This is a genomic window from Paraflavitalea pollutisoli, from assembly GCF_029360705.1.
GTDB lineage: Bacteria > Bacteroidota > Bacteroidia > Chitinophagales > Chitinophagaceae > Paraflavitalea > Paraflavitalea pollutisoli.
Genome location: NZ_JARKMX010000014.1, coordinates 843444 through 867695, shown reverse-complemented (window position 1 = coordinate 867695; position 24252 = coordinate 843444). Strand labels below are relative to the sequence as shown.

The following is a 24252-nucleotide window of genomic DNA, read 5'->3' as shown; positions in this document are numbered from 1 at the left end:
CATTCTTTTTATGCTTAGTGAGAAGCGGTTAGTTTTTCAATATCAAAAGCAGCTTCATTGCGTTGCTGCACGGCGTTGAAATAGTCGCTGCGGATCTGCAGGGCCTGGTTGACCAATATCACCCAGTCGAGATACCCCGTTTCTCCTGCCTGGAGCCGTTGCGTGGCCGTCTGGATGATGGTCTTTGCATTGGGTAATAACAATTGCTGGTATTCCTGCACCAGGTTAGTACGTTGCAGGAAAACCTGCGTGGCGTTCTCCAGGTTCGCCACCAATTGCTGATGGGTAGCGTTGGTTTCCTGTTGCTGGCGGGTCACCGCAACCTGGCTTGCTTTGATGCGGGCACGCTGTGCACCAGAGAAAAGAGGAATGCCTACACCAAGATTGACAGAGGAGAAACGCTTGCTGCCGCCAAAATACAGGTCATCGCCTTGTTTGTTGGCCTGCCAGCCAATAATTGAGCTGTTGTTGTAGCCAGCGCTAAAGCTCGGCAGCAGTTTACTCTTTTCCAGCTTTACCTGCTGTTCTGATAGCAGTACCTGCTGTTGCAGCATTTGCAGTGCCGGGCTGCCGGCCAATAAACTGGTATCCGGCAACACGCTGAGTTTATATAGCGTTGTATCAGCTAGAGGCACTGGCCTGAAGGGACTATTGAGTAATACCTGCAGCTGCGTTTGCAGCACCTGGTAGTCGGTCTCCAACAGTAGTAGCTGGCTGCCGATTTGCTGGCGCTGATTTTCAACGGTTGTCTTCTCCAGCACGTCGATATCGCCGGCCTGAAAACGTTGTTGGGTACGTTGCAGCAATTGACGGTAGAGGCTGTCGGCTTCCTGCAGCAAGTTTCGTCGTTGTTGCAGTACGATCATCTCAAAGAACACTTGCTTCACCGCAGCTTTCAGTTCCACCTCCTGCTGTAACCTGCTGGTCTGACTAATCAGCAGCTGCGAACGGTTGATGCTGCGTTGATGTTTGTAGACCGAAGGAAAGGCAATGCCCTGCGAGATCGTAAACTTATTGTCGTTTGCCAAACTGTTAAACCGGCCATATTCTACGTCAAGTCCTGTCTTATCAAGATCAAGATGTGTTTTTTGCAGCGCCTCGTAATAGTTGATGGCCGTATTGGCGATCCGCAACCGTTGGTTGTTTTTGACGGCACTATCGATGGCAGCTTCAAGGCGGATAGGGTCCTGTGCCTGTAGGGCGGTGCCCATAACAAGTATCACCAAAACGGCTGCTAAGGACTTTCGTTTCCGGAAGTAGCCAAACCCTTTTTCGAACACGATGTACAGGATGGGAAGCAGGAACAACGTGAGGAAGGTAGAGATGATGAGACCGCCGATGACTACCGTAGCCAGGGGCTTTTGCACTTCACCACCGGCGCCGGTACTAATGGCCATCGGAATGAAACCCAGTGAAGGCACGAGTGCCGTCATCAATACGGCGCGCAACTTCGACTTCGTTGCATGGATGACGATGCGCCTCACATCCTCCCAGCCTTCTTTTTTCAACCGGTTGAATTCGCTCACGAGTAGGATGCCGTTCAATACAGCCACGCCGAAAAGCGCAATGAAGCCCACACCCGCAGAGATGCTAAACGGCATATCGCGTCCCCATAGCGCAATAATTCCACCAATCGCCGAAAGCGGAATAGCGGTATAGATCAATAAGCCCTGTTTTACGCTATTAAAAGCAAAATACAACAGCAGGAAGATCATCAGCAGTGCTACCGGTACCACGATACTCAACCGCTCTTTCGCTGCATTCATGTTCTCGAAGGAACCTCCGTATACAATCGTATATTCACGGGGAAGGTGGAGCTGCCGGGCTGCTTTCTCTTGTAATTCAGTAACGATAGACTGAACATCACGTCCGTTGACGTTGAAGCCTACAATGATCCGGCGGCGGGTGTTTTCCCGCTGCACCTGGTTCACGCCTTCGATCTCCTGTATATCGGCAACCATAGTTAAAGGTATTTGAGTGCCCTGTCGGGTGGGTACCAGCAGGTTTTGTATATCGGCTATATTCTTGCGTCCTTCGCCAGCCAGCCGCACGACCATGTCGAATCGCTTTTCGCCTTCGTATACCTGTCCAGCCACCTGGCCTGCAAAGGCGGTGTTGACCACCCGGTTGATGTCGCTGACATTCAATCCGTATTTGGCCATACCGCTGCGGTTGTATTTGATCACCACCTGTGGCATGCCGGTAACCGTTTCCTCATAGATGTTGATGGCACCCGGTACCGATTGAATGATCTCATTCAGGCGGTGCGCATAATGAGCCAGTGTATCCAGGTTTTCTCCAAATATCTTACACACGATATCCTGCCGGGCACCTGTCATGAGCTCGTTGAAGCGCATCTGTACGGGAAACTGAAAGCTGACGGTAATACCAGGTACTGCTTCCAGGGCCTCGGTCATCTTCGCGCTCAACTCGGGAAAGGTTTTGGCGGAAGTCCATTCTTTTTTTGGTTTCAATACCACGATCATATCGCCTGCTTCGAATGGCATAGGGTCGGTAGGTACTTCCGAGCTACCAATCTTCGTCACCACTTTCTCCACTTCGGGGAATCCTTTTAGCAGAATGCCCGAAGCCTGTTGAGTCGACTTGATGGTGTTATTCAGGTTGCTACCCGTTAGCAGGCGCGTTTCTACTGCGAAATCACCTTCTTCCAACTGAGGGATGAACTCGCCGCCCATGCGTCCCAGGATCAGCACCGCCACCATAAACAAAGCAAGCACGACAGTTATGATCGTTTTGGGGAATCGCAGCATCTTTCCCAGCAGGGGGTGATAGCGGCGCTCGAGAAAAATCATCAGCCGGTCGGTCATCGTTTTCTTATGCGTGAGCTTTTTGCTGAGGCATAGGGATGCCATCATAGGTACATAGGTTACCGACAGAAGGAAGGCGCCCAGGATGGCAAAAGCAATCGTAATAGCCATGGGTTTGAACATCTTGCCTTCAATGCCTTGCAGGGAAAGGATCGGCAGGTATACGATCAGGATGATGATCTGGCTGAATACAGCACTCTTGATCATCGAGCCGGTAGAGTTGATCACCTCTTCATCCATCTGAGCCTGGCTGATGCGCGTGAGATGCCTGAAATGCTTGGAGTGGGAGAAGCGATGCAGGATAGCTTCCACCACGATCACAGACCCATCTACAATAAGGCCGAAGTCGATAGCACCCAATGACATCAGGTTGCCGCCCACGCCAAATTTATTCATGAGGATGATGGCAAAAAGCATCGAGAGTGGGATGACCGAGGATACAATGAGGCCGGCACGCAGGTTGCCGAGGAAAAATACCAGTACGAGGATCACTATGATCGCCCCTTCCAGCAGGTTGGTCTCTACGGTTTCGATGGCATTGTTCACCATTTTGGTTCTGTCGAGGAATGGTTCGATCACCACGCCCTCCGGCAACATCTGCTGTATCTCCTCGATCCGGTTCTTTACCCGTTTGATCACGGCAGCAGCGTTTTCCCCTTTCAGCATCATCAATACGGCGCCGGCAACCTCGCCTTTGTCATTGTAGGTCATGGCGCCATAGCGGATGGCGGCGCCGAAGTGGATCGTTGCTACGTCGCGCATCAATACAGGTACACCGTTTGCCAGCGTCTTGACCACTACCTGCTCGATATCCGAAAGATCTGTAGTAAGTCCCTCACTGCGGATATACAGCACGGTAGGCCCCTTTTCAATATACGCGCCCCCGGTATTCTGGTTGTTTTTTTCGAGGGCGTCAAATACATCAGAGATCGTAAGGCCATTTGCTTTTAACTGCTCCTGACGCACCGCAATCTCATATTGCTTCAGTTGACCGCCAAAGCTCGATACTTCGGCCACGCCCGGCGTACCCATCAATTGACGCCGTACGATCCAATCCTGGATCGTACGCAGTTGCATGGCATCGTACTTACCTTCATAGCCTGCTTTAGGGCGTACGACATATTGATAGATCTCACCCAGGCCGGTCGATACAGGCGCCATTTCGGGCGAGCCGATACCCTCGGGTATCTGCTGCTGTACCTGTTGCAGCCGCTCGGCGATCTGCTGCCTTGCCCAGTACACATCGGTCTCATCATTGAACACCACGGTGACCAGTGATAGGCCAAAACGAGAGAAACTGCGTAACTGCTTGAGGCCGGGAATATTGCTGCAGGCCTGTTCGATCGGGAAAGTAATGAGCCGTTCGATATCAGGCGCGCCCAATGAGGGCGACACGGTGAGTACCTGCACCTGGTTGTCGGTAATGTCGGGAACGGCGTCGATGGGTAACCTGGTTACCTCATAGCCGCCCCACAAAGTAAGTGCGATGACAAATAGTCCAATGATCAGCTTGTTCCTGACGGAAAAGCTGATGATCTTATTCAGCATAAACAATACGAACTTGAAGTATGAACAAATAAGGAAAAGATGGAGTGTACGCCAGGTTGGCAATCGAACCCTGTGAACAGTAGATGGTTGCTTGGCTCAAAACTGCCCTTCGAAGGTGACAGTTAGTGCAAAAACAACTAATCATACCGTAATAAGGCGCAGGGCCACACACATAGGTACACAGCAGAAAGGAACATTGATTCTCCGTAGCGGAGAATGTGAGGATTATGCTTTGGGAGGGCGAAACAAAGATTCCAGTGCGGGTTGAGGTAGCAGGTCATTGTTGAAAACCGGCTGTACCAGTACGGAGCTAAAGTCGGGATGTTGCCCGATGGCTGCTTTGAAGAGGGGAGGCACCGGATGATCCAGGGAGTGCAGGTCTACTTTCTTGTAGGGCAGCTGCGCGTCGCGGTCATCATCGTTGTCGTTGAGGTCAGTACCCCAATAGTGCATGGCGAGGAATTGCACAAAACCGATCCGGCTGTCCTGCTGCAGGTGTTCCGTGAAATGCGCTACTAGCACCGGCAGTTTCAGAAACTGGTTCAGTGACGTATCGTTGAGCATTACAACCAGGAACAATATGTAGAGGCAACCTCTTTTCACGGGGCAAAGATAGGCAGGGAAAGGCAAACTTGTAATCCATTCATAACACATTGAACCCACATTAAATAATTCTAATTTTGGAGGATACAACGGATCCCCATGCCAACAAAAGCAAAAAAGTCAGCTCAGTCATCCACCAGGTTGCCCTCGTCATCCCAGGTAGCAGGCAAAAAAGCCGCCGAAGCCAAAGCCTCCCCGTCACCAGCTAAAAAAGCGGCCAGGACTACCGTATCGGCCAAGGGAGAACCTGTAAGAAGCATCCAGGACGATCTGCCGGTACTCTCATTCCAGTCGTCTGAGGAGTTTGAAGCCTGGATGCACGAGCATCACCAGGAGGCAAAAGGCCTTTGGTTGCGTATGTATAAAAAGGGTACTAACGTGAAAACTGTTTCCCGCGCCGAAGCAATCGATGTGGTGTTGTGTTTCGGCTGGATCGATGGCGTTGCCAACAAGTACGATGAAGCGTCGTTTCTCCAGCGCTTCACCCCCCGGCGTGCCAAAAGCATTTGGTCAAAGGTCAATGTAGACCATGTAGCCAGGCTGGTCAAAGCAAAGCGCATGCAACCACGAGGGTTTAAAGAAGTGGAAGCTGCCAAAGCTGATGGACGTTGGGACCAGGCCTACAATCCCCCTTCCAAAAGCACCATCCCCGAGGATTTCCTGGCCCTTGTCAAAAAGAACAAGGCAGCCTATACATTTTTTCAGACATTGAATAAAACCAACCTGTTTGCCATCTGCTGGCGGTTGGAGACGGCTAAAAAGCCGGAAACCAGGGTCCGCCGTATGGAAACGATTGTTGCTATGTTGGAGGAAGGAAAGAAATTTCATTAAGCTCCACGGGTTTTCGTTTCAATGCACAAATTGAGTAATTAATCCTCCGATAATGGCAGTTGATGTAGGCCTGCCTGCTGGCCTGAACAGGAATGGTGCAATTTTGCGCCATTCAAAGCAATAGCCATGATGCAACAAAAAAGATACAACATCTTCAACCAGGTACACAAAGCACTCAGGTCGATGTTGTACGATGCCGCCGATCGTTTACAACAAACGGATTTCGACAACCGCGACGACGCCACCGAAATGGTGTACGACCTCGAAAAGATCCTCTGCTATTTTGAAAAGCATGCAGATCATGAAAATACATTCATACTGCCTGCGGTAGCCCGCTACGATGGAGCGCTGGTAGAGCGTTTTCAGGAGGGGCAAATAACAGCTGAAGTGCTGACCGAAAGCCTGCGCAACACCATCAGTGCCTGGGAGCAAACGGATGACAGAGCAGCCATGATCGGGTGGGGGCGTTACCTGTTGTTGACGTTCAACGATTTTATCGCCTTCAACCTGTCACAGATGAATAAAGAGGAAGACGAGTTGAATGAGGTCTTGTGGGTCTATTACACCGACCTGGAATTGCTCCAGATACGGCAGATGCTGATCGATACCATACCGCCCGGCGACCTGTACGAGCAAAGCCGGTGGATGGTGGCAGCTTCCAGCAATCAGGAGCTATTGGGATGGTTAAACGGCCTGCGGCGCAAAGGCCAGCAAACCCTTTACGAGATACAGCTACGGCTGGCAGAGGAAGTGTTGCCGGCTAAGCGCTGGCACCTTTTAAGACACGCATTATCACCTCGTGTTGACGAAATGACCTGCCCGGTGGTGTAGCTGACTGGAAAACGCTTAAGCAGGAGCGCTGGTGATTGGCGGATACTACACCGCTTCCGTCGGTTGAAAGATCGATTTTAGTAAAGCGTATAATTCCGGGTGTTTCTTTTCCATCTCACCTGGCTTTTCAAAGAAATATTCCGACACGACCGCCAGGAACTCGGCTTCGTTGGTGGTGCCGTAGTAATTGATATCCTACCTGCCTTCTTTGATCAGGCGCATTTCTTCATGAATGCGTTTTAGCCAGGGACGGGCGTACTGGTGGGGGATGAGTGCTTCCGGTAGTCCATCTGTAGATCCATCCGATTTATCGACAAGGTGAACAAATTCGTGAATAGCCGTATTGTGTTTATCACTGCCGGCCTTGAACCCGGCCCGTACATTTTCTTGCGACAGTACCATCACATTTTGCATAGGCCCATTTCCGACCATGCCCAGGATATTGCGTTCATTGCCGTCCTGCCCAAACTCTTCATTAAAAGAGCCTGGATACAACAATACCTCATGGATATTCCGGTACTCCCAATCCGGAAAGGCAAAGATGGGAATAATGGCACCGGCAGCCACCAGCACCTTATCAAGGTCATCAACGGCTGTTTTTACACCCGTTATATGCACGCGTTGCAGAAAGCGCATCACGCGGACTGCAAACGCTACCTGTTGATTATCGTCCAGTTTTTTATAGAAGGCTACTTCTTTGCCGAGAATATTCCTGACGGTTTCTTCTGTTAAACCAGGCTGCACCTTTTTGCGCCGGAAGGCCAGCGAAATAAGATACGCCATAATAGCAATGCCTGCAATGCCAATGATCGGTTCCATAGGCCGTTAAGATACAGCTTTGTGCCGCAAGCCCAAAAAAACAGCTTCCACGCTTCCCACTTGCGGTGTCAATTGGTTCAACAGCAGCATCCCACACTATTTTTTGTTAAAGCTGTAATAAAGTTATCCTGCCCGCTACCAATGAGTATGCAAAAAGCTATCCTATTTATACTGCTCTTTGGTGTGATGAACTTCTTCATCATCCTGGCACATATATCATTGTATCAATCCGATACGCCTAGACTGAGTTGGTTGAGCATGATCGTACACGCTGTGTTGCTGGTCATCTTTCCTTATCGTCGCATTTTCACCTTAAAACAACCCAACAAATAATGAAACCAAGTAAATTATTGCACGTCGTTCTTTTCTTTTCACTGGTCAGTGTCACTGCCTGTACCTGTAACCGGGTATTGCCCAACTTTGAAGGGGTGAAGATGGAGGGCTACGGTCGCAATGGCCGTGAAGACTTTAAAGCCGTAACGGGTGCACAAGGTATTCTGGGCCCTGGCTCCGAATTGTTTCAGGTGCCTATGTGGGAACAGAAAGCAGATCCCTCCGAAGTAAACATCACCGCCAGGGACGCTGGCTCGTTTAGCGTTGATCCTACTTATACCTATTCAGCGGTACGTGGACAAGGGGTGGAGATTATCTTTCACTACAAACACCTCGGTGTCACCGATCCCAACCTAATGATGGACAATATCGAAGCTAACGTGTTGAACCAGATTGTGGTGAATGCCTACCGGGAAGAAGGTCGTAGCTACAGCACCGATAGCCTGATGAATAACCTCAACTCCTTCGAAAAAGCGGTGGAGAAAAGGTTGCGGGAAGAGTTTGCGGGCAAATACTTTAACCTGCTGACATTAACCTCAGGTTTGAAGCCACCTGCGTCGATGGTGGCGGCGATCGAAAAGCGTAACAACGCGATACAGCAGGCCGAGCAGGTAAAGAATGAATTGGAAGTCGCCCGCATGCAATTGGAGAAAGCCAAGATCGAGGCGGAGGCTAACCGCGTTAAAGCATCAGGTCTGGAGCCCCGTGTATTGCAGGAGCAGTGGATCGAAGCGATCCGCAATACCAGCAACAAAGTGATCATCACCGATGGCAAAACACCCGTCATCCTGGGTAATCAATAACGTGTTACATTAACCATATATACGCCTTTCCGCCCGGCAAGTCCTTGCCGGGCTTTTTAATGCCTGTCAATGATCGTGTGGGTGAAGGGATGTATTATTGAGGCCGTACGCTGAGTAATTGCAATAGTTCGTTTCTCGATAAAGCAGGGCCCATCGCATTGCCCGTTTTGATGAGGTCGTCGGCCAGCGATCGTTTCGTCTCCTGCATCTGCAGCATCTTTTCCTCTACCGTATCCGCACAGATCAGGCGTATGGCAATCACTTTTTTGTCTTGCCCGATCCGGTGAGCCCGATCGATAGCCTGGTTTTCGACGGCTGGGTTCCACCAGGGATCTACCAGGTATACATAATCAGCGGCAGTGAGGTTGAGGCCGGTACCGCCGGCTTTCAGGCTGATCAGGAATACACGACTGGCTGGATTGTTTTGAAAAGCATTGACTACCTCGCCGCGGTTGCGGCTGCTGCCGGTGAGTAGTTCATAGCCGATCTGCCTGTCTTTCAGTTGAACGGCAATCAGGTCGAGCATAGACACGAATTGCGAGAATACTAGGATCTTGTGTTGGGGCGATTTGGTGTCTATTTGCTCCAGCAGGGTGTTGATCTTGGCCGAGCTATAGCCTGTAAGTGCGTCATCACCCAGCAGGGCGGGGGCATCGCAGATCTGTCGCAAGCGCGTCAGGCCTTTCAACACATTCATCGGATTCTTCTTCAACTGATCATCCGTAGTGGCGGATATATAGTCCCTGAATTCCTTTTCGTACGCATCATAGATACCACGTTGTTCTTCGTCCATTTCACAGTACACCACCATCTCCGTTTTATCGGGCAGTTCGGTAGCCACCTCGTCTTTGGTACGTCGAAGGATAAAAGGTTTTACCTGTTGCTGCAATTCCAACGCGCGCTTGCTGTTCTTGAAGGTATCGATCGGCGTAGAGAAAACGTCCTTGAAGTATTGCTTACTACCCAATAACCCGGGGCAGGCAAAGGAGAGTTGGCTGTACAGGTCAAACGTGTTGTTCTCAATGGGGGTGCCGGTGATAGCGATGCGATTTCGTGCATTCAACAGGCGAACGGCTTTGTATCGTTGTGTCTCAGGATTTTTAATGTTCTGCGATTCGTCGAGAAATACGTAGTTGAAGACATAGTCTTTGATAAAGCTGATATCCGACAACAAGGTGCCATACGTGGTAATGATGAGCTCGTAGTTGTCGAAGTCTTCGGCATGTTTTATACGGTTGGCGCCATGCACCGTTCTTATTTTGATGGAAGGTGCAAAACGGGCTATTTCCTGCTGCCAGTTGAACACAAGGGTAGAGGGAACGACCAACAGGTTGGTATTCCGATCAACCTTGTTACGTTGCGAGAGAATGAACGCTATGATCTGGATCGATTTTCCCAGGCCCATATCGTCCGCCAGCACGCCACCAAAATTCAGGTCGTCGAGGAAGTTGAGCCAGTTGAGTCCTTCCCGCTGATAAGGGCGCAATACGGCATGCAGGTCGATCGGTTCCTCTACATCGTGGATGCGATCGATCGCTTGCAGGCGCATGCGGTAGTCATTGATCTCCTGCTCGATGGCTGTGTCGGGAAATGCTTCCTCATACAGGCGCTCTACGGCCGGTAAATTGATCTTATGGATGCGAATAGTCGACTCGTCGACGATTTCTGCATTGTTGAAGTAATCGGTGAATTTTTTGATCCACTCCGCGGGTAAAATACCTTGCGTGCCATCATCCAACTGTATGTACTTGTTCTGGTTACGGATGGATTTGAAGACTTGTTTCAGCGACGCCTTTTGTTTGCCAAATCGTACACGTACGTCGGCATTGAACCAGTTGATGCCGGTCAGTACCTTGATGTCTATTTTTACGCGATGTGGATTGATGCGGTTGTTTTCCAGGTCGTTGAACCCAAGCACTTGGATCCCTTCTTTTTCCCATACCTCGAAGGCCTGCAGGAACCAATCTTCGGAAAGGAACCGGTCGCGGTGCAGGTACCAGTAATGCAGATCGTCATCGAGTTGTTCTTCGAAGTGCGGATGTTGTTGGAGGATTAGCGCCGTGAAGGCACGTTCGGCCGCATCATCCCGCTTGATCAGGAATTCTTTGCCCTTGGCATCAACAGCATGCACCTGCCGTTTAGTACGGATCGGGATCTCTACTTCACCATAACGGACTACCGGGATGATCATGACATAGTTCTTCAGGTCGGAGAGGTAAATGATCCGTTGAATAGCGTTATGGTGTCCTGTCGTAGCCATTTGCTCCGCGGATGCCTGTGGTAGGTATTGGTAGTCGATGTCGATCCTGTCTTCCAGTTTATCGAGCAACTGTCCTTTAAATTCGCCATACTTGTTGGCATGGATGAGGAAATGGTCGCGCCGTTTTAACAGATCGATCATGCCGAGAGCGGGGAGATGATCGATGAGGTAGAATGTGTCATCGGCTTGCAGGAACCAGTCGAAGCGCATTTGTACATCTTGCAGGGAGTACGTTTTATGATCTGCCATCAATTGACCATGCATGGCATAAAAGGCCCCTTCGCGGGATACCGAGAGCTGGATGCTGCCGGGCAATAATGCCACGCTTATTGGTGTGATGGAAGTGACAGTGATATTCTCTGAATGAGCAGACTGGTGTGTATAAAAGCGGTATCGGCCTGGATTACGAATGATGGCCTTAAGGGCCTTCAGGTCCGAAGCGGTTCTTTTACCGGCAGGATGGTGCTGGAACTTGTGCACGGCCGTGTAAAACTTCAGGTGTTCCGGATCATCGAGCGTCCAGGCCAGGTCGAGTGGGGCAACGGGAACCAGTGGATTCTTGATTTTACCTTCCTTCGACACGCCGGCATGATAGAGCTCTACCAGTAAATGCTTATGGTATTTGTGTTGCTTCAATACCACGATCGTGATCTTCCCTTCGGCGCTGGGATCGTCCTTCAAGACAGCGTCTGCTGAGGGGAATAACTGCTGGTTCATGGCCACCAGGGTGTCGGCAGTAATGGCCAGCAGGGAGGTGTCACGCGTGGTAATGACCAGCTTATTGTTTTCATAGCTGATCCTAAAATAGTCATCGGGGTTGTCTACCTGGGAAAGGCCATAATCAGCAGCAAATTTGCGTAGTTTTTCGTGGCGCAGCGGAGCAAAGAAAAATACGCCCAATTCGTCCTTGCGTAGCAGCGCGGTGAGTACCTGCGCTTCATGGATACACAGCTGCTGGTCATTTTGGTGGCAGGTGCAGGCTACCAGCAATTGGTCTTCCTGCCGCAAAACGGTTACAGGCGGAAAAAGGGGGAAGGCAAACCTGTTGAGAAAAATGCCATGGTCGGGCTCCAGTTGATGGGCCGATATCAGTTGGTAGTCTTTCGGCTCGATCCAGGTGCCGTCGAGGCTGCGCCGTGCAACCAGCGTTTCGTTCAGCTCGTTGAGCGCAAACCGCTTAAAACGCCCGGATGGTATCTCCGCCTTATCTCCCGCTTGCTCCATAAGTGGGCAAATATCGGCTATTTGAGGAGGTCTACAATAAGTGACTATACTGCATGACCCATTTTAGCAGGGCATTATTGCCTTCTTCCAGTTGCAGTTTGCGACAGATATTATGACGATGATTCTTGATGGTGTATGGACTCAGGAACAAGGCCTGGGCGATTTCCTTCGTGGTCTTTTGGTCGCGGATCAATTGCAGGATGCTGCGCTCGGTAGTATTGAATAAGGCTGCCGGATTGACCAGCTTTTCTCCCACAGCAGCCGTTTGACTGATCTTGTTCATCACCAACTGAACACCGGCGAAAAGTTGCGCTTCGTCTACCGGCTTGAGAATGTAGTTGGCTGGGTTGGTGGCAGAGGCCTGCTCGATGATGCTGCGGTTCTGATAGGACGTTATATAGATGACCTCGAATGAATATTGCTGGCGCAATTCGGTCACCAGTGCAATGCCCGATTGATTGTCCTGCAGGTTGATATCGCACAGCAATAAATGGGGCGTCAATTCATGCATCGCCTCCCGGGCCTCTTTAACTGATACCGCAATGCGGGTAGTACAGGGGAAGGATGACAACAGTTGTTGTTCGATAAAGCGGGCAATGATGATCTCGTCTTCGATAATTAATACACGTACCATTATTATACAGGGATTTGGAACTGATAGGTTAAGCCCTGACCATTACTCACCTGGATGGCGCCATTCATCTGGCGGGCCAGGTCGTGGATCAGTGATACGCCCATCGTTACGGGCAATGACTGTTCACGGTGGCTGAGTCCCGTTCCATTGTCAGAATAGGTGAACAGCATATTGCGTTCATCGGTCAGCTGCATCACAATGCGGATCGTTGGGTCCGGATGATCCGCAAAAGCATATTTGAATGAGTTGGTCAGCAATTCGGTAAGGATAAGGCCAAACGATAGGGCCTGCTTGCCTTGCAACAGCAGGCTGCGATCGATGTTTTGAAGTATACGGATCCGGTGCCGGCTGTCGTAGATACGCTGCAGGTGATCGGCCAGCTCGGTCGTGAATTCGTGCGCACGCACCGACGATTGTTCCTCAAAGCTGAGCAGCTTTTCATTCACCAGCATCATCGCTTTGATCTTACCCATATTGCCCCGCAATATCTCACGGGCGGCATCATCTTTTACCATCGGCACTTGCAGGCTGCTCAGTCCATACAGTAACTGCAGGTTGTTCTTTACCCGGTGATTGAGCTCGTTGATCAGCGTCTCGATCTTTTTATTGCGCTCGGCCAGCAAGGCGGACTGTTCAGACAGGGCACGGTTCGTTACCATCAACTCCGAAGTACGGGCTTCCACCTTACGCTCAAGAATAGAGTTCTGAAATTGTTGCAGGGTGTTGAGTTCCCGCAGCGCAGCATGTTTGTCGATCTCATGTTGCCGCAGGTCCTCCTTCAGGCCGGTAGCAAACAGTAAAAATACCGCCAGGGTGGTCACATTCGAAATATAGGGAATAGGCGACAAAGCCTGTTCGCGCCAGATCGTAGAGCCTACGATCGCAATGATTGCCGACACGAAAAAGATACCAATACCATACGCAAGATAACGTTGTGCCTTGGAGAGGCGGTGCCAGCAGATCCAGATGGAGCTGATGATGAACCCCAGCGGGAATACCGACAGGCACATATTGATGGTGTTGGCCAGGTTAAAATTGCCGGTAAAGTAGTCGATGGAGAGCTGCACGATCGACAGGCCCGCCAATCCTATCGTCAGCATCTGACCAATGCGGTAAAGACGGGGGTTGTGCTGACGCATCTGCCAGAAATCCATCAGGAGCATATAAATGCCGAAACTACCCAGGTGTATGAACAGCAGGTTGAAATACCAGCCTACTTCGGGATGATAGGGCGTGACCCATTCAATAAAATAACCCCGGGTACATACGCCGTACATGCCGATGCCAAGAATATAACAGAGCAGCCAGATATAGGGTCGATAGCGGCTCACCACCCACGACAATAGCGCATATACAAAAAAGAGGGCAATTGCTCCCTGCGACCAGGCGTCGAGTGTCTTACGCCGTGCATCGTTTTGCAGGAATGCATCTTGTTGCTGTAGGGCAAAATCGAAAGTGGGGTCGTAATATTTGGTATGGTGTACTTTGAGTAGTAACTCGTATCGATGACCCGGCTGCATCAAAAGCCGGACAAACTCGCGGCCATCAAAAGGGGCAATGTATTGGCGCGACCGGAAGGCGCCCACCGCTTTGTGGGCAATGAGCTGCGACCCATCGTACACGAAGACGTCGACAAACGTAAGGTGATTGAAAGAGAGGATCATGGCAGCATCCTGGGCCATATCAAGACGCAGTGGCATACGCAGCCAGCAAAAACTCGTAGGGTATTGTTGTTTGAATTGTGCAAGGGGGACAAAGTCGGCTGTATGACGACGGGCCGTGTTGGTATCCGAAATGTTGGATACATCTTCCCAAACAGCTAAATAAGGAACTAGGGATGTTTTTTGCAGTGATTGCGCCGGCGTGTTGATCGTCAGGGTATCTGCCTGGCATGGCAAAGTTGCCAGCAGGATGAAAAGGATACAACTAAGGAATGGTTGGGCCAGGGTTTTGATCAACATGTACGATAAAAATCAAATATAGGGGTTCCCGCTTAATAAAAATGACCCCAGGGTATGCTCCCCGGGGTCTTTTATGATGTTGCCGTTCCTTTCAATGACAAGCACGGCTGTAGCACCTATCTTTTCCATACCAATATAACCGCCGGGCGATACCCAATAACCACGGTTGTCTTTTCTGCTACGTAGACTGTCGATACCGTACAACAGGGAATAGGCAGGCTCTCGCAATAGTTGCTTTTGTTGCAAGGCCCGGTGAAAGGTAAACAGTTCGGCGGGGGTGGTATAGATGGCGCCGGCAAGGGCATAATTTTCGAGAAACAGGGGATCATCGTTCTCCAGTGGGTCGTTTACACTGGGATTACCAAAAGCATAGTTGTGATAACCGTAGGCCAATTGTTCGAACACCGAGTCGCGGTGTGCGACCCCAGTATGGTGAAGTTGTAGGGGGCCGGTTATATTGTTGCAACGCCTGATCCCAGGGCTTGCCTATAATCTGGCCGATGAGGCAAGCCAGTAGAATGTGGTTCACATTATTGTACCGGTACCGGCTGCCGGGCTGGAACAGCAAGGTATCCGACACCCGGGTTTTAATAAATTCATAGGGCGATCGCCGGGTGGTATAGTCCGGCACTTTGTCATTGGGCAGGCCCGACTCATGATTCAACAAATGACGCAGCGTAATGAGCCGGCCACTTTGTGGCAGCAGTTCGAGCAGTTACCGGGAAACAGTGCTGTCGATTGGCAACCGACCCTCCTGCTGCAGGGCCAGGATCAGGGTAGCAGCATACAATTTGCTGATGGAAGCCACCGGAAATCGGGTGATGGCGGAGATGGGTACCCTGAACTGCCGGTTGGCCATGCCGAACTGATGTTGGTAAATGACCTGGTCACCGCGGGCAATCAATACCGCGCCGTCGAACTGACCTTGTTGCTGGTAGCTACTTAGTAGTTGATTGGCTTGTTTTGTTAGCGATTGCGCACGATGGCCCGGCAACCCGTAGACAGTAAACAGGCAACAAATGATAAAATTTCTCATAGGTGTGTAATGGGGTGTCGATAATAGACGGGATAAGTAGCGCAATGTTGCATAAGTGCGGCGCCAGGCATTCTCCCCAGTCACCCCAGACTTTGTATGAGTTGTAAGAATGACTGCATGAAGTGTTTAGTTCTTCTCCCGGACAGCCCCCAGGAAGCGATGAACCAGGTCTGAAACGACCCCATAAGATCAGATTCCTTCCTAATTTAGAAGCGCTCATACCGGGTAAGCCATGAATCATACCAACGCAAGCTCCTGCTATCCATATTATCTGCTCAGCTGTCTGCTGACACTGATCATCTGTACCTGCCAGGCACAAACGATCAGCGATATACACGCCAGGTATAAACCGCTGGTTACGCGCGTACGGGAAGACACGAACCTCGTGCGACAGTTATTGCAATATGGTGATGCGCTGATGGATTACGATAATGATACGGCTTTACCAGTAATACAAAGGGCCGCGAATCTGAGCGAACGTCTCCAGGATGGATATGGCAAAGCCAAAAGCGCTGCCCTCACCGGAATTATCTACTCCGATAAAGCAGAACTATCCGAAGCCAAAGCCTGGTTCGATAAAGCCATCATTCAGTTTACAGCCATCGGCAACCACCTCGAACTGGGCAAGGTCTATAACAATGTAGGTAACCTTTGCTATTACCAGGATGATTTCGAAACGGCGATTACCTGGTATCTCAAAGCCGCAGCAGCGATGGAGCAGGCCGGCGCCAGGCGATTCCTGGCACAGGTCTACGACGGGATCGGCAATACCTTCAATGAAGTGAATGAATTCAATAAAAGTATCCAGTACCTCGACAAAGCAGAAGCACTTGCCCGTGAGCAAAAAGATACTGCGCTGCTGTGCCGCATATTGAACAATCGCAGCGTAACACTCATTTCCCTGGGCAAAGAACGGGAAGCCGTCAATCAATACCTGGAAGTATTGACCATGGCAGACAAGGGGATCAACCTGGTAACGCGTTTTATGGTCAGGTCCAACCTGGCCAACTCCTATACCAATTTCAAACAACTCGATTCTGCGATGTATTATATCCGGCAGGCCGAGTCATTGGCCCTGCGGAGCAATACACCCTATTACGTGATGAATGTATACCTCTGCTATTCGAAGATCTACGAACAAAGCAATCAGTGGGAGAAAGCCAAAGATTATATGTTCAAGGCAAAGGCCATTGCCACAAAAATGGGCAGCAAAGAGGGCCTGTGGAAAGTGTATGGCAACCTGGTAAGGGTCTATGCGCACCTGGGAAAGAGTATGAAAAGTCTTGACGCATTTGATCAGTTCCGCGAGTACAACGACTCGCTGCTTAGCGAAAAAATGCACGCGCGGGTCAATGAACTCGAAACAAAATACCGCACACTGCAGAAAGACAAAGTGATATCCGATAAGCAGTTGTCTATCGAGCAGCAAAAAGCCAGTCTGCGGCGAAAGGATCTGATGATCATGATCACCATCATTGCGATGATCACCTTGTTGCTGATCGGTATTTTGATCTGGTTGGGCGTACGGCAAAAACAAAAGCTGCAATGGCTGATGATACAAAAGGAGCATGAGTTGCTGGCCGTGAAAGCGATGATGGAAGGCGAGGAGCGGGAGCGTACCCGCATTGCCCGTAACCTGCACGATGGTGTTGGTAGTATTCTGTCAGCCGCCAGGCTCAACATGGATTCATTGGGCCACCAGGTTGTTCAGTTGCCGGCAATTCCCGCTTATAAAGAATCGATGACCTTGCTCAAAGATGCCACTGCAGAAATTCGCGAAACGGCGCACAACCTGCTGCCTGTTACCTTGCATGAGCAGGGACTGGTAGAGGCGGTGAAAACTTTTTGTCAGAAGGTCAATGGCAACAGGCTGGATGTGAATTTTCATGCTTATGGGGAGCCTGGCCGGTACAACAGCCATTTTGAACTGATGGTATACCGGACCATACAAGAGCTCATCAACAATGTGATCAGGCATGCCGATGCCTCGGCAGCCGTCGTGCAGCTCACTTTTACCGAAGATATGCTGAGCATAACCGTAGAGGACAATGGTAGCGGATTTGATCCTGATAGTCTGGCCAACTCGCAGGGGCTGGGTATTTATAGTTTACACACCCGCATGCAGGCCTTCCAGGGAAAGGTCGATATCGACTCCTCTTCGCAGGGCACCTCCATTCACGTCGAGTTCAATACCGATAAACTCCGCTATGTAGCCTGATGATGTGTAGAGTAATTGAACAGCAGGCTGCCTGGGCAGCCAGCTGTTAGTCGTTTATTGCAACCCAAGGAATTTAAACGGGGCACTATTTTGAAAGGAAGGTGCGGCATTGCCGGCATACACTTCTCCTTTGGACAAACCCAGCCTTTTCACCGGGGCCTTGTCCGAGAAATCAAGCTCTTTCAGGTTTACCCAAAAGGTATTGGGGGTGAGGGCCGTTTCGAAGAAGTACACCAGGTTCTTGTGATCCGATACGGAGCGCCAGCGGGTAGAAGAGATATTGGGTTGATTGGGGGTGGTGATGCCATAAGGTACCGAGCAATTCCTGATCACGCTGAAAACGCTGGCAACTCCAAGCTTCTTATCCGCTGTTTTCGGAATCGCTTCGGTATAGAACGAGGCGCGTACAAAACGATCGGATGCACGGTTGGTACCGGGCAACATAACGGTTCCGCCAATATCCTTCCAGTATTCATTCAAAGCCAGTTGCTTGTCAAAGGCCGGAGAGTTGGTCATCACCTGGTAGCTTTTGTCATGGTGAATATCCAGTTTGCCGCCAATGTATTCGAAAATGGCGTTGTCACCCGTTGCATCCGAAATGGAGAGATGCAGGTTGGCCATACGGTCCTCACCTGGTACTTTGTCACTCACCACGATGAAAGGTTCTTGCTTCAACGCCTTTACCGCTTCCGCAACCGTAGAGTAATTGTCGAGTACATACTGCACCCAGGCAGCAATGGACAGTCCCGGTTTCTTGCCATCATAAGCCGGGTATTGTGATTCAGCCAGCCAAAGCAGGTTGGCCACCAGGCCTTTTTCATTCATACCGTCGGTACTGCAAAAGTCATAGGCAGAGGCGACGACACTGCCGTACTTTGATGTCCATTTCACGGAGTTAGGACCTGCTTCGCCATTCCTGCTCATGCCGCGCGGAAAGATCCAGAGGTTGGGATAGATGTCTTCTTTCCAATCCATCGAGCGGGCAGTAATGATGAGGTTGTCCAATCCTTTGTACATCACCCGGGTACAGGCATAGCCATTGTACAGGGCGCCGGATAAAGGCCATAATACCAACAACAGGAAAGCTTTGATCATTGTACGCATAGAAGGTGCTTTTGGTGAAATGAAAAGTTCCAACAGTGCAGGGGAGGATGAAACGAAGCCTGTCCGGTGCGTGGAGCATCGACAGGGCTATAGCGTTCAGGAACCGTAAGAAGGAATGCAGCAGTGAATTAAAGATAGAGAATTAAGTAGATTCACCAGTCAGCGGACTTCAGGGAATTGTACAATTGTTGCCATCATTTGTCAATTGCTGCCGGCCGGGAGCGACTATAGCTTTGCAGGAAACATACATCAAAACCAGCAACGATGAAATCATTTATTTATGCATTAATGCCCGGTCTGCTTCTGGCAGGCTGCGGCGGCGAAGGAGATAAAAAGGAAGTTGCCGCCTCTGCTGCCGACTCGGTGACGGCTACAGCAGGCACCGTGGCAGACTATGCTACAGATCCTGCCATAGAAGTAGAGACCAAGGCATTCCTGAAAGCACTCAATACCAGCGGTGGAAAGCCCATGGAAACCATGCAGCCGGGCGAAGCTCGCAAAGTGCTGGAAGGTGCCCAGACTTCCGTGAAAGTAGACCTGTCGGGCGTGGAGGTATCAGAGAAAACTATTACGGAAGATGGCCTTACGGTGAAACTCTTTATCGTTAAGCCGGCCGGTGCTACAGGCACCCTGCCTGCTTTCATGTTCTTCCATGGTGGTGGCTGGGTGATCGGCGATTTCCCTACTCACCAGCGTTTCATTCGCGACCTGGTGGTTAACTCAGGCGCAGTAGCAGTACATGCAGAGTATACGCGGTCTCCCGAAGCAAAATATCCGGTAGCTGTCAATGAAAGTTTTGCCGCCACCAAATGGGTGGCTGCTCACGGAGCAGAGATCGGCGTAGACGGTAAACGGCTGGCTGTGGTGGGCAATAGTGCCGGTGGAAACATAGCCGCGGCAGTAGCGCTAAAAGCCAAAGAAAACAAAGGGCCCGAATTGAAATTCCAGGTACTCTTCTGGCCGGTAACCAATGCCGACTTCGAAACGGGTTCGTACAATCAGTTTGAGGCCGATCGTTTTCTGACCAAGAACATGATGAAATGGTTCTGGGACAACTATATACCCGATCAGGCGCAGCGCAAGGAGATCTTTGCTTCGCCACTGCAAGCTACCACAGAGCAACTGAAAGGCTTGCCGCCTACGCTGGTGCAGACAGCAGAAAACGATGTACTGCGTGACGAAGGGGAAGCCTATGCCCGTAAAATGAACGAGGCCGGTGTAAAGGTGTCGTTGGTACGCTACCAAGGTATGATCCATGACTATGGTTTGTTGAATCCCCTGGCAACAGTGCCTGAAGTGCAATCTGCACTGCGCTATGCAGCCAGCGAATTGAAACAGGCGCTGAAATAAGGTTTATTGTACTTTAACAGTTATAGCAGGTAAAGGCCACCTACGGGTGGTCTTTTTGTTTGGTCCTAGGCTGCTACTACCCGTTGCACCTACCTCCATAAATAAAGCGGCTACCGGAGGGTAGCCGCGCTGGTTGGTATACATAAAAGTGACTGTGGTTCCTGGTATTTACAGGCTGGACAATGCCGGTTTTTTGCCGGTTGCAGCGGGCTGTCCTACGCCTTGGATGATGGCCTCCTTATACAGGCTACAAACGGTGGCTACCGTGTCACCTCCTTCACCACAAGGTCCGGACAGTACACAATTCACGATGGAATCGTACAGCCAGATGAACCCGCCAGTTGGTGGATAAGGTTGTTTGGCCCATTGCCCAAACTGTGCCTGCAGGTCATTGGGGCAGGCGCCATTATTGTTGTAAATATTGCTACAGCCATTGGCGAGTGCATAGCTGGTACATTGAGGAGCACTGCCCCATTGTGGATTACCGCCGAAGAAGACGGCATCTCCCTGCTGAAAGACCTTGCCGCCGAAACCTACCGCCTGGTTGCAATAGAAGAAAAAGGTTTCGCCACCAATACAACTTTGCATGGCCGCGTCTGCACTGGGATAATTGCCCTGGCGCAGTACGCTCGACCAGTCGCCATTACCGTATTGGGCAACATTGGGATAGGTCTTTACGCTGGAGCCGGGTTGGTTGGTGCTGCTTTGCCACCAGGTGCCCGGGCCAGCCTGGTTGGTGGCAAGGCCGGGGATTAACAACGCATTGCTTTTACATTGCGCGATTACTTTGCCCCATTCGGAAGGAACGTTTCCCGCGCCGCCCGAATAACATTGCAGGTGGAAGGCGCTGACGAAATTGGGGCCGTACCGGTTGGTGAGTTCCTGCAGGGTTTCCTGCCAAAGGCTCGTGTCGAAGTAAGGGCAGAAAGTAACGGAGGAGTAACCAATGTCGTGTAACATAGATCCAAATTGGATCATCACCCCCGATTCGAAAAGGTCTTCATTGTCAAAGTCGATGGCGTCGATATTGCCACCCGCATTGACCATCGTCGACTTCAACACCGAAAAGTTGGTGTATAAAGGATTGTCAGGGCCGATACCATACTGGTTGATCAGGTTGTTGATGTTCGTAAAATCACTCGTTCCCCCGGCCCCTACCGAAAAGATGACAGAAATACCCTTTTGGTAGAGGGTGGCCAGTCGGGCGGGCAGGTCCATGGTCTGTTGTTCCGAGTAAACGCCATTGGTAACGATCGGCGTGTTGTTCATAATAAGATCGCCGGCTGCATTTACATGTAAGGACCAGACGATGATCGCGTTGTAGTTGGCTTCCAACAGGTTGCTGACCGCTACCTGTTTACCGAAGCAAAAAGCGCCACTGACATAAATTCTTGCTTGTGGATTCATACAAAAGGTTTTTACTGAACAATGGATGTTGATGTGTGTAGAGCTTGCTTTTGTAAGAACGGATAAAAAAGACCGGTATACCCTTGGCATTGCTACCGGTTTTCGGGAGTTATTGGCAGAAAAGAAACAAAACCTTGCATGGAGGGGGTGTTCAGCAAACCCGCAGTGGTTCAGTGCTATCGTTCGTTCAGTCCTTTACCAAGCAGGATCTGTGGTGTACATTTCTCGATCCTGGCTGTACGTGTGCTGGATTGCTTGGCTTGCGAAAAGTGTATAAGATAAGCCCGCTGACGCCCAAGCGTCAAAGCTTCAAAGGCAGTCCGCAGCGATTTTTTTTTGCTGAATTGCGCTTGTAACTCTTCCGGTATCTTGAGCGCAGTCTGTTTGGGCGGTGGGAACTTTATTCCTGCATTGACCAGCTCAATCGCTTCGTAGATATATCTTTTCAGTACGGCTGCCAGTTTGGTCACCTCTTTCGTATTGTTGACACGTACCTGCCTGCCTACACGGGTATTTTCGCCCGTCTTCACCAGGATGCCCTCGGGATCGCTTAGTTGGAAACCCTGAAAGAAGAGCAATGCACAATAGGCCTTGAACCCCTGTATAACGACGATATTCTTGCCTTCGAAGGCATAACAGGGTTTACCCCACTTCAAGGATTCCTCCAGGCCACAGTCGAGCGCAATGGCTCTTAGCGCTTGCATTTCTTTTGTCCACTGGGTTGCTTCGCTCAGGTAGGCATCAACCTGGGAATCTGTTGCGTTGCTTGGCATGCTGGAGGTTTTACAAGGTATAATTGTTAATAAGCCACAAAGTAACGAAAAATCAGACGGCCGGATAGAGACTGTAAAAAAGACAAGACCTGCGCCAGCGCAGGTCTTGGAATATCAATCCGTATGATGATCGGGTTTACGCCAGGTAATAGCTTACTTCCACAAAGAGGTCCGCCGGGGCGTCGTCGTTATCCCGGGATTCTTTCAGGATGCCTCCTACAGTGATCAGTTGTTCGGGTAGCTTTTCTTTATCCTTTTCCGTGACGATCAGGAAATGGGCGGTGCCCGTTGGGTCACTGAGCTCATAGGTATCGTATATTTCGGAAATGGGTAACATGGTAAAGGCGGGGCCGGCGGGTACCAGTATAAATCCCTTCAGCCGTGTGCCTGAATTGACCAGTTTAGGTATGCCGCTTAGAATAACATTGGATGAAATGATGCCTTTGCTGGCTATTTCCGCGGGAGACAGCCGCAACGCTTTGAATTTTGCATAACTGTCAGCCAGGTCCGAATCGAACTTTTGCTGAACGATAGCTTTGTCTGCATCGGAAAGTCCCGTTAGTGCCAGCTCCAGGTACAGCATTTCCTTCTGCTTACCGAGAAACAGTCCTGCTACCTTACCTACTTCGGCCAGGCTGATCATATCATCCTGCGAGCGGGTGAATACATTATAAAACCTGCCGCCATTGTCCAAACTGCTAATGGCTGTTGATGCGTCTTTGAAGGGAGTGATCTTTTCCATGGTGTCGAATTTAGTAGAGACTTATTTCAATTCCTGACTATGGAATAAATATAGGCTAATGGTTGATATCCGGGCTAAAAAAATCGGGTAATCATTCCTTTTACACAGCATCCAGGCTTACCCCGTCTTCATTCAGCCATTCCGTAGGCGCTTTGCCAAATTTCTTTTTGAAGGAATGAGAGAAATGAGAAAGACTTTCAAAGCCGAGGTCCAGGTAAATGGCCGAAGGTTTTTTGTTTTTCTTCTCCATAAGATGCCGCGCTTCCGATAGTCTTTTCTCTAATAACCATTGGCGGGGTGGCATGCCAAATATCTTCTGGAAGTCGCGTTTGAACCCGGCAAGACTTCTACCCGTTAATCGGGCCAGCTTTTCAACGGGTACATTGAAGTGAAAATTACTCACCATGAATTTTTCCAGGTCGATCTTATAGGGCTCCGAAAAGTCGAACAACAAGTCCTTGAGCCCGGGCATGATATCGAGCAGCAGGTATACAGCCTCTTTTACCTTCAGCAAACCAACAGCCTGCGTTATTTTGTTTTCCGGATTACGCACATAGGGTAACACAGATTGAAAGAAGGCATGCAGGAAATCATTGCCCGGGATCAGGACGTTGGAAGGCCCCGTGTATTTATGCGTGACTTCGATCTTTTCCTCCAGCGCGATCTGCCGTAACAGGTCTTCCTGCAGGCAGATGACGATCGTTTGATAGTGTTCCTCTTCCAAAGGTGTTTTGGTAAGTTCGCCCAACTGATTCTTTTGTACGAGCAGCATCTGTCCGCGCCCCATAGAAATACTATCTGTGGCCGTCTCCAGTTTAAACAGGCCGGAGACCTGCAATATCAGGGTATTATGCTCCATAAAGGCCACCTTCTCCTTTCTGGAGGTAGCGAGGTAGGAGTAGAAGATCACGCCGGGAAGGATCTCAGTTGGGTTCGTCATACCGTAA

At 50.3% G+C, this 24252-nt stretch carries 17 protein-coding genes and 2 pseudogenes; 6 read left to right on the top strand and 13 right to left on the bottom strand.

Going from position 1 to position 24252, the window contains the following annotated elements; genetic code table 11:
• Window positions 1-14: 14 nt before the first annotated feature.
• Complete coding sequence (locus P2W70_RS33840; protein ID WP_276486047.1) at window positions 15-4376, bottom strand: CusA/CzcA family heavy metal efflux RND transporter; 4362 nt, start codon at window positions 4374-4376, stop codon at window positions 15-17.
• Window positions 4377-4601: 225 nt separating this feature from the next.
• Entirely contained in the window at window positions 4602-4979 is a 378-nt protein-coding gene (locus P2W70_RS33835) for a hypothetical protein (protein WP_276486046.1), read from the bottom strand.
• 99 nt (window positions 4980-5078) lie between these two features.
• Between P2W70_RS33835 and P2W70_RS33830 the strand changes: the two genes are divergently transcribed.
• Both P2W70_RS33830 and P2W70_RS33825 read left to right on the top strand, forming a co-directional pair.
• The gene (locus tag P2W70_RS33830) at window positions 5079-5810 is read left to right on the top strand and encodes a YdeI/OmpD-associated family protein (protein ID WP_276486045.1); all 732 of its coding nucleotides are present in this window, start codon (window positions 5079-5081) and stop codon (window positions 5808-5810) included.
• Window positions 5811-5936: 126 nt separating this feature from the next.
• Complete coding sequence (locus P2W70_RS33825) at window positions 5937-6641, top strand: hemerythrin domain-containing protein (protein WP_276486044.1); 705 nt, start codon at window positions 5937-5939, stop codon at window positions 6639-6641.
• A 45-nt stretch (window positions 6642-6686) separates the two neighbouring features.
• On the opposite strand, the pseudogene P2W70_RS33820 reads toward P2W70_RS33825, so the two are convergent.
• Window positions 6687-7424 (bottom strand): annotated as a pseudogene (locus tag P2W70_RS33820) (M90 family metallopeptidase).
• A gap of 183 nt (window positions 7425-7607) precedes the next feature.
• Between P2W70_RS33820 and P2W70_RS33815 the strand changes: the two are divergent.
• Together P2W70_RS33815 and P2W70_RS33810 are read left to right on the top strand one after the other, a co-directional pair.
• Window positions 7608-7793 (top strand): hypothetical protein, encoded by a 186-nt coding sequence (locus tag P2W70_RS33815; RefSeq protein WP_276486043.1) that lies wholly within the window; start codon window positions 7608-7610, stop codon window positions 7791-7793.
• On the top strand, window positions 7793-8596 hold the full coding sequence (locus P2W70_RS33810; RefSeq protein ID WP_276486042.1) for an SPFH domain-containing protein: 804 nt from the start codon (window positions 7793-7795) through the stop codon (window positions 8594-8596). The genes P2W70_RS33815 and P2W70_RS33810 overlap by 1 nt, the downstream gene beginning before the upstream one ends.
• Window positions 8597-8690: 94 nt before the next feature.
• Here the strand turns inward: P2W70_RS33810 and P2W70_RS33805 are convergent, their stop codons facing one another.
• The 5 genes and pseudogenes from P2W70_RS33805 to P2W70_RS33785 form a co-directional block, all read right to left on the bottom strand.
• The gene (locus P2W70_RS33805) at window positions 8691-12080 is read right to left on the bottom strand and encodes a DEAD/DEAH box helicase (RefSeq protein ID WP_276486041.1); all 3390 of its coding nucleotides are present in this window, start codon (window positions 12078-12080) and stop codon (window positions 8691-8693) included.
• A 31-nt stretch (window positions 12081-12111) separates the two neighbouring features.
• The gene (locus P2W70_RS33800) at window positions 12112-12714 is read right to left on the bottom strand and encodes a response regulator transcription factor (protein ID WP_276486040.1); all 603 of its coding nucleotides are present in this window, start codon (window positions 12712-12714) and stop codon (window positions 12112-12114) included.
• A 2-nt stretch (window positions 12715-12716) separates the two neighbouring features.
• Window positions 12717-14675 (bottom strand): sensor histidine kinase, encoded by a 1959-nt coding sequence (locus P2W70_RS33795; RefSeq protein ID WP_276486039.1) that lies wholly within the window; start codon window positions 14673-14675, stop codon window positions 12717-12719.
• A 12-nt stretch (window positions 14676-14687) separates the two neighbouring features.
• Window positions 14688-15080 (bottom strand): hypothetical protein, encoded by a 393-nt coding sequence (locus tag P2W70_RS33790; RefSeq protein ID WP_276486038.1) that lies wholly within the window; start codon window positions 15078-15080, stop codon window positions 14688-14690.
• A pseudogene (locus tag P2W70_RS33785) lies at window positions 15034-15711 on the bottom strand (serine hydrolase domain-containing protein). The gene P2W70_RS33790 and the pseudogene P2W70_RS33785 overlap by 47 nt, the downstream one beginning before the upstream one ends.
• 232 nt (window positions 15712-15943) lie before the next feature.
• Between P2W70_RS33785 and P2W70_RS33780 the strand changes: the two are divergent.
• Window positions 15944-17929, top strand: a complete 1986-nt coding sequence (locus tag P2W70_RS33780; protein WP_276486037.1) for a tetratricopeptide repeat-containing sensor histidine kinase — start codon at window positions 15944-15946, stop codon at window positions 17927-17929.
• A 54-nt stretch (window positions 17930-17983) separates the two neighbouring features.
• Here the strand turns inward: P2W70_RS33780 and P2W70_RS33775 are convergent, their stop codons facing one another.
• A complete protein-coding gene (locus P2W70_RS33775; RefSeq protein WP_276486036.1) occupies window positions 17984-19033 on the bottom strand; it encodes a linear amide C-N hydrolase in 1050 nt (349 codons plus the stop codon).
• 264 nt (window positions 19034-19297) lie between these two features.
• Between P2W70_RS33775 and P2W70_RS33770 the strand changes: the two genes are divergently transcribed.
• On the top strand, window positions 19298-20383 hold the full coding sequence (locus P2W70_RS33770; protein ID WP_276486035.1) for an alpha/beta hydrolase: 1086 nt from the start codon (window positions 19298-19300) through the stop codon (window positions 20381-20383).
• 168 nt (window positions 20384-20551) lie between these two features.
• On the opposite strand, the gene P2W70_RS33765 is transcribed toward P2W70_RS33770, so the two are convergent.
• The 4 genes from P2W70_RS33765 to P2W70_RS33750 all read right to left on the bottom strand — a co-directional run bounded on the left by P2W70_RS33765 (window position 20552) and on the right by P2W70_RS33750 (window position 24245).
• Window positions 20552-21790 carry a hypothetical protein gene (locus tag P2W70_RS33765; RefSeq protein ID WP_276486034.1) on the bottom strand — a complete coding sequence of 413 codons (1239 nt, stop codon included), beginning with the start codon at window positions 21788-21790 and terminating at the stop codon, window positions 20552-20554.
• Between the two features lie 176 nt (window positions 21791-21966).
• Window positions 21967-22563: a YdeI/OmpD-associated family protein gene (locus P2W70_RS33760; protein ID WP_276486033.1), complete on the bottom strand. Its 597-nt coding sequence runs from the start codon at window positions 22561-22563 to the stop codon at window positions 21967-21969.
• Between the two features lie 136 nt (window positions 22564-22699).
• Entirely contained in the window at window positions 22700-23305 is a 606-nt protein-coding gene (locus P2W70_RS33755; RefSeq protein ID WP_276486032.1) for a hypothetical protein, read from the bottom strand.
• Window positions 23306-23405: 100 nt separating this feature from the next.
• Window positions 23406-24245, bottom strand: a complete 840-nt coding sequence (locus tag P2W70_RS33750) for a helix-turn-helix domain-containing protein (RefSeq protein WP_276486031.1) — start codon at window positions 24243-24245, stop codon at window positions 23406-23408.
• Window positions 24246-24252: the final 7 nt, after the last annotated feature.

Excerpts from the sequence above, each read along its gene's own strand:
- P2W70_RS33840 (WP_276486047.1), bottom strand. The coding sequence starts at position 4,376 with ATGCTGAATAAGATCATCAGCTTTTCCGTCAGGAACAAGCTGATCATT.
- P2W70_RS33830 (WP_276486045.1), top strand. The coding sequence starts at position 5,079 with ATGCCAACAAAAGCAAAAAAGTCAGCTCAGTCATCCACCAGGTTGCCC.
- P2W70_RS33825 (WP_276486044.1), top strand. The coding sequence starts at position 5,937 with ATGATGCAACAAAAAAGATACAACATCTTCAACCAGGTACACAAAGCA.
- P2W70_RS33815 (WP_276486043.1), top strand. The coding sequence starts at position 7,608 with ATGCAAAAAGCTATCCTATTTATACTGCTCTTTGGTGTGATGAACTTC.
- P2W70_RS33810 (WP_276486042.1), top strand. The coding sequence starts at position 7,793 with ATGAAACCAAGTAAATTATTGCACGTCGTTCTTTTCTTTTCACTGGTC.
- P2W70_RS33805 (WP_276486041.1), bottom strand. The coding sequence starts at position 12,080 with ATGGAGCAAGCGGGAGATAAGGCGGAGATACCATCCGGGCGTTTTAAG.
- P2W70_RS33800 (WP_276486040.1), bottom strand. The coding sequence starts at position 12,714 with ATGGTACGTGTATTAATTATCGAAGACGAGATCATCATTGCCCGCTTT.
- P2W70_RS33795 (WP_276486039.1), bottom strand. The coding sequence starts at position 14,675 with ATGTTGATCAAAACCCTGGCCCAACCATTCCTTAGTTGTATCCTTTTC.
- P2W70_RS33780 (WP_276486037.1), top strand. The coding sequence starts at position 15,944 with ATGAATCATACCAACGCAAGCTCCTGCTATCCATATTATCTGCTCAGC.
- P2W70_RS33775 (WP_276486036.1), bottom strand. The coding sequence starts at position 19,033 with ATGCGTACAATGATCAAAGCTTTCCTGTTGTTGGTATTATGGCCTTTA.
- P2W70_RS33770 (WP_276486035.1), top strand. The coding sequence starts at position 19,298 with ATGAAATCATTTATTTATGCATTAATGCCCGGTCTGCTTCTGGCAGGC.
- P2W70_RS33765 (WP_276486034.1), bottom strand. The coding sequence starts at position 21,790 with ATGAATCCACAAGCAAGAATTTATGTCAGTGGCGCTTTTTGCTTCGGT.
- P2W70_RS33760 (WP_276486033.1), bottom strand. The coding sequence starts at position 22,563 with ATGCCAAGCAACGCAACAGATTCCCAGGTTGATGCCTACCTGAGCGAA.
- P2W70_RS33755 (WP_276486032.1), bottom strand. The coding sequence starts at position 23,305 with ATGGAAAAGATCACTCCCTTCAAAGACGCATCAACAGCCATTAGCAGT.
- P2W70_RS33750 (WP_276486031.1), bottom strand. The coding sequence starts at position 24,245 with ATGACGAACCCAACTGAGATCCTTCCCGGCGTGATCTTCTACTCCTAC.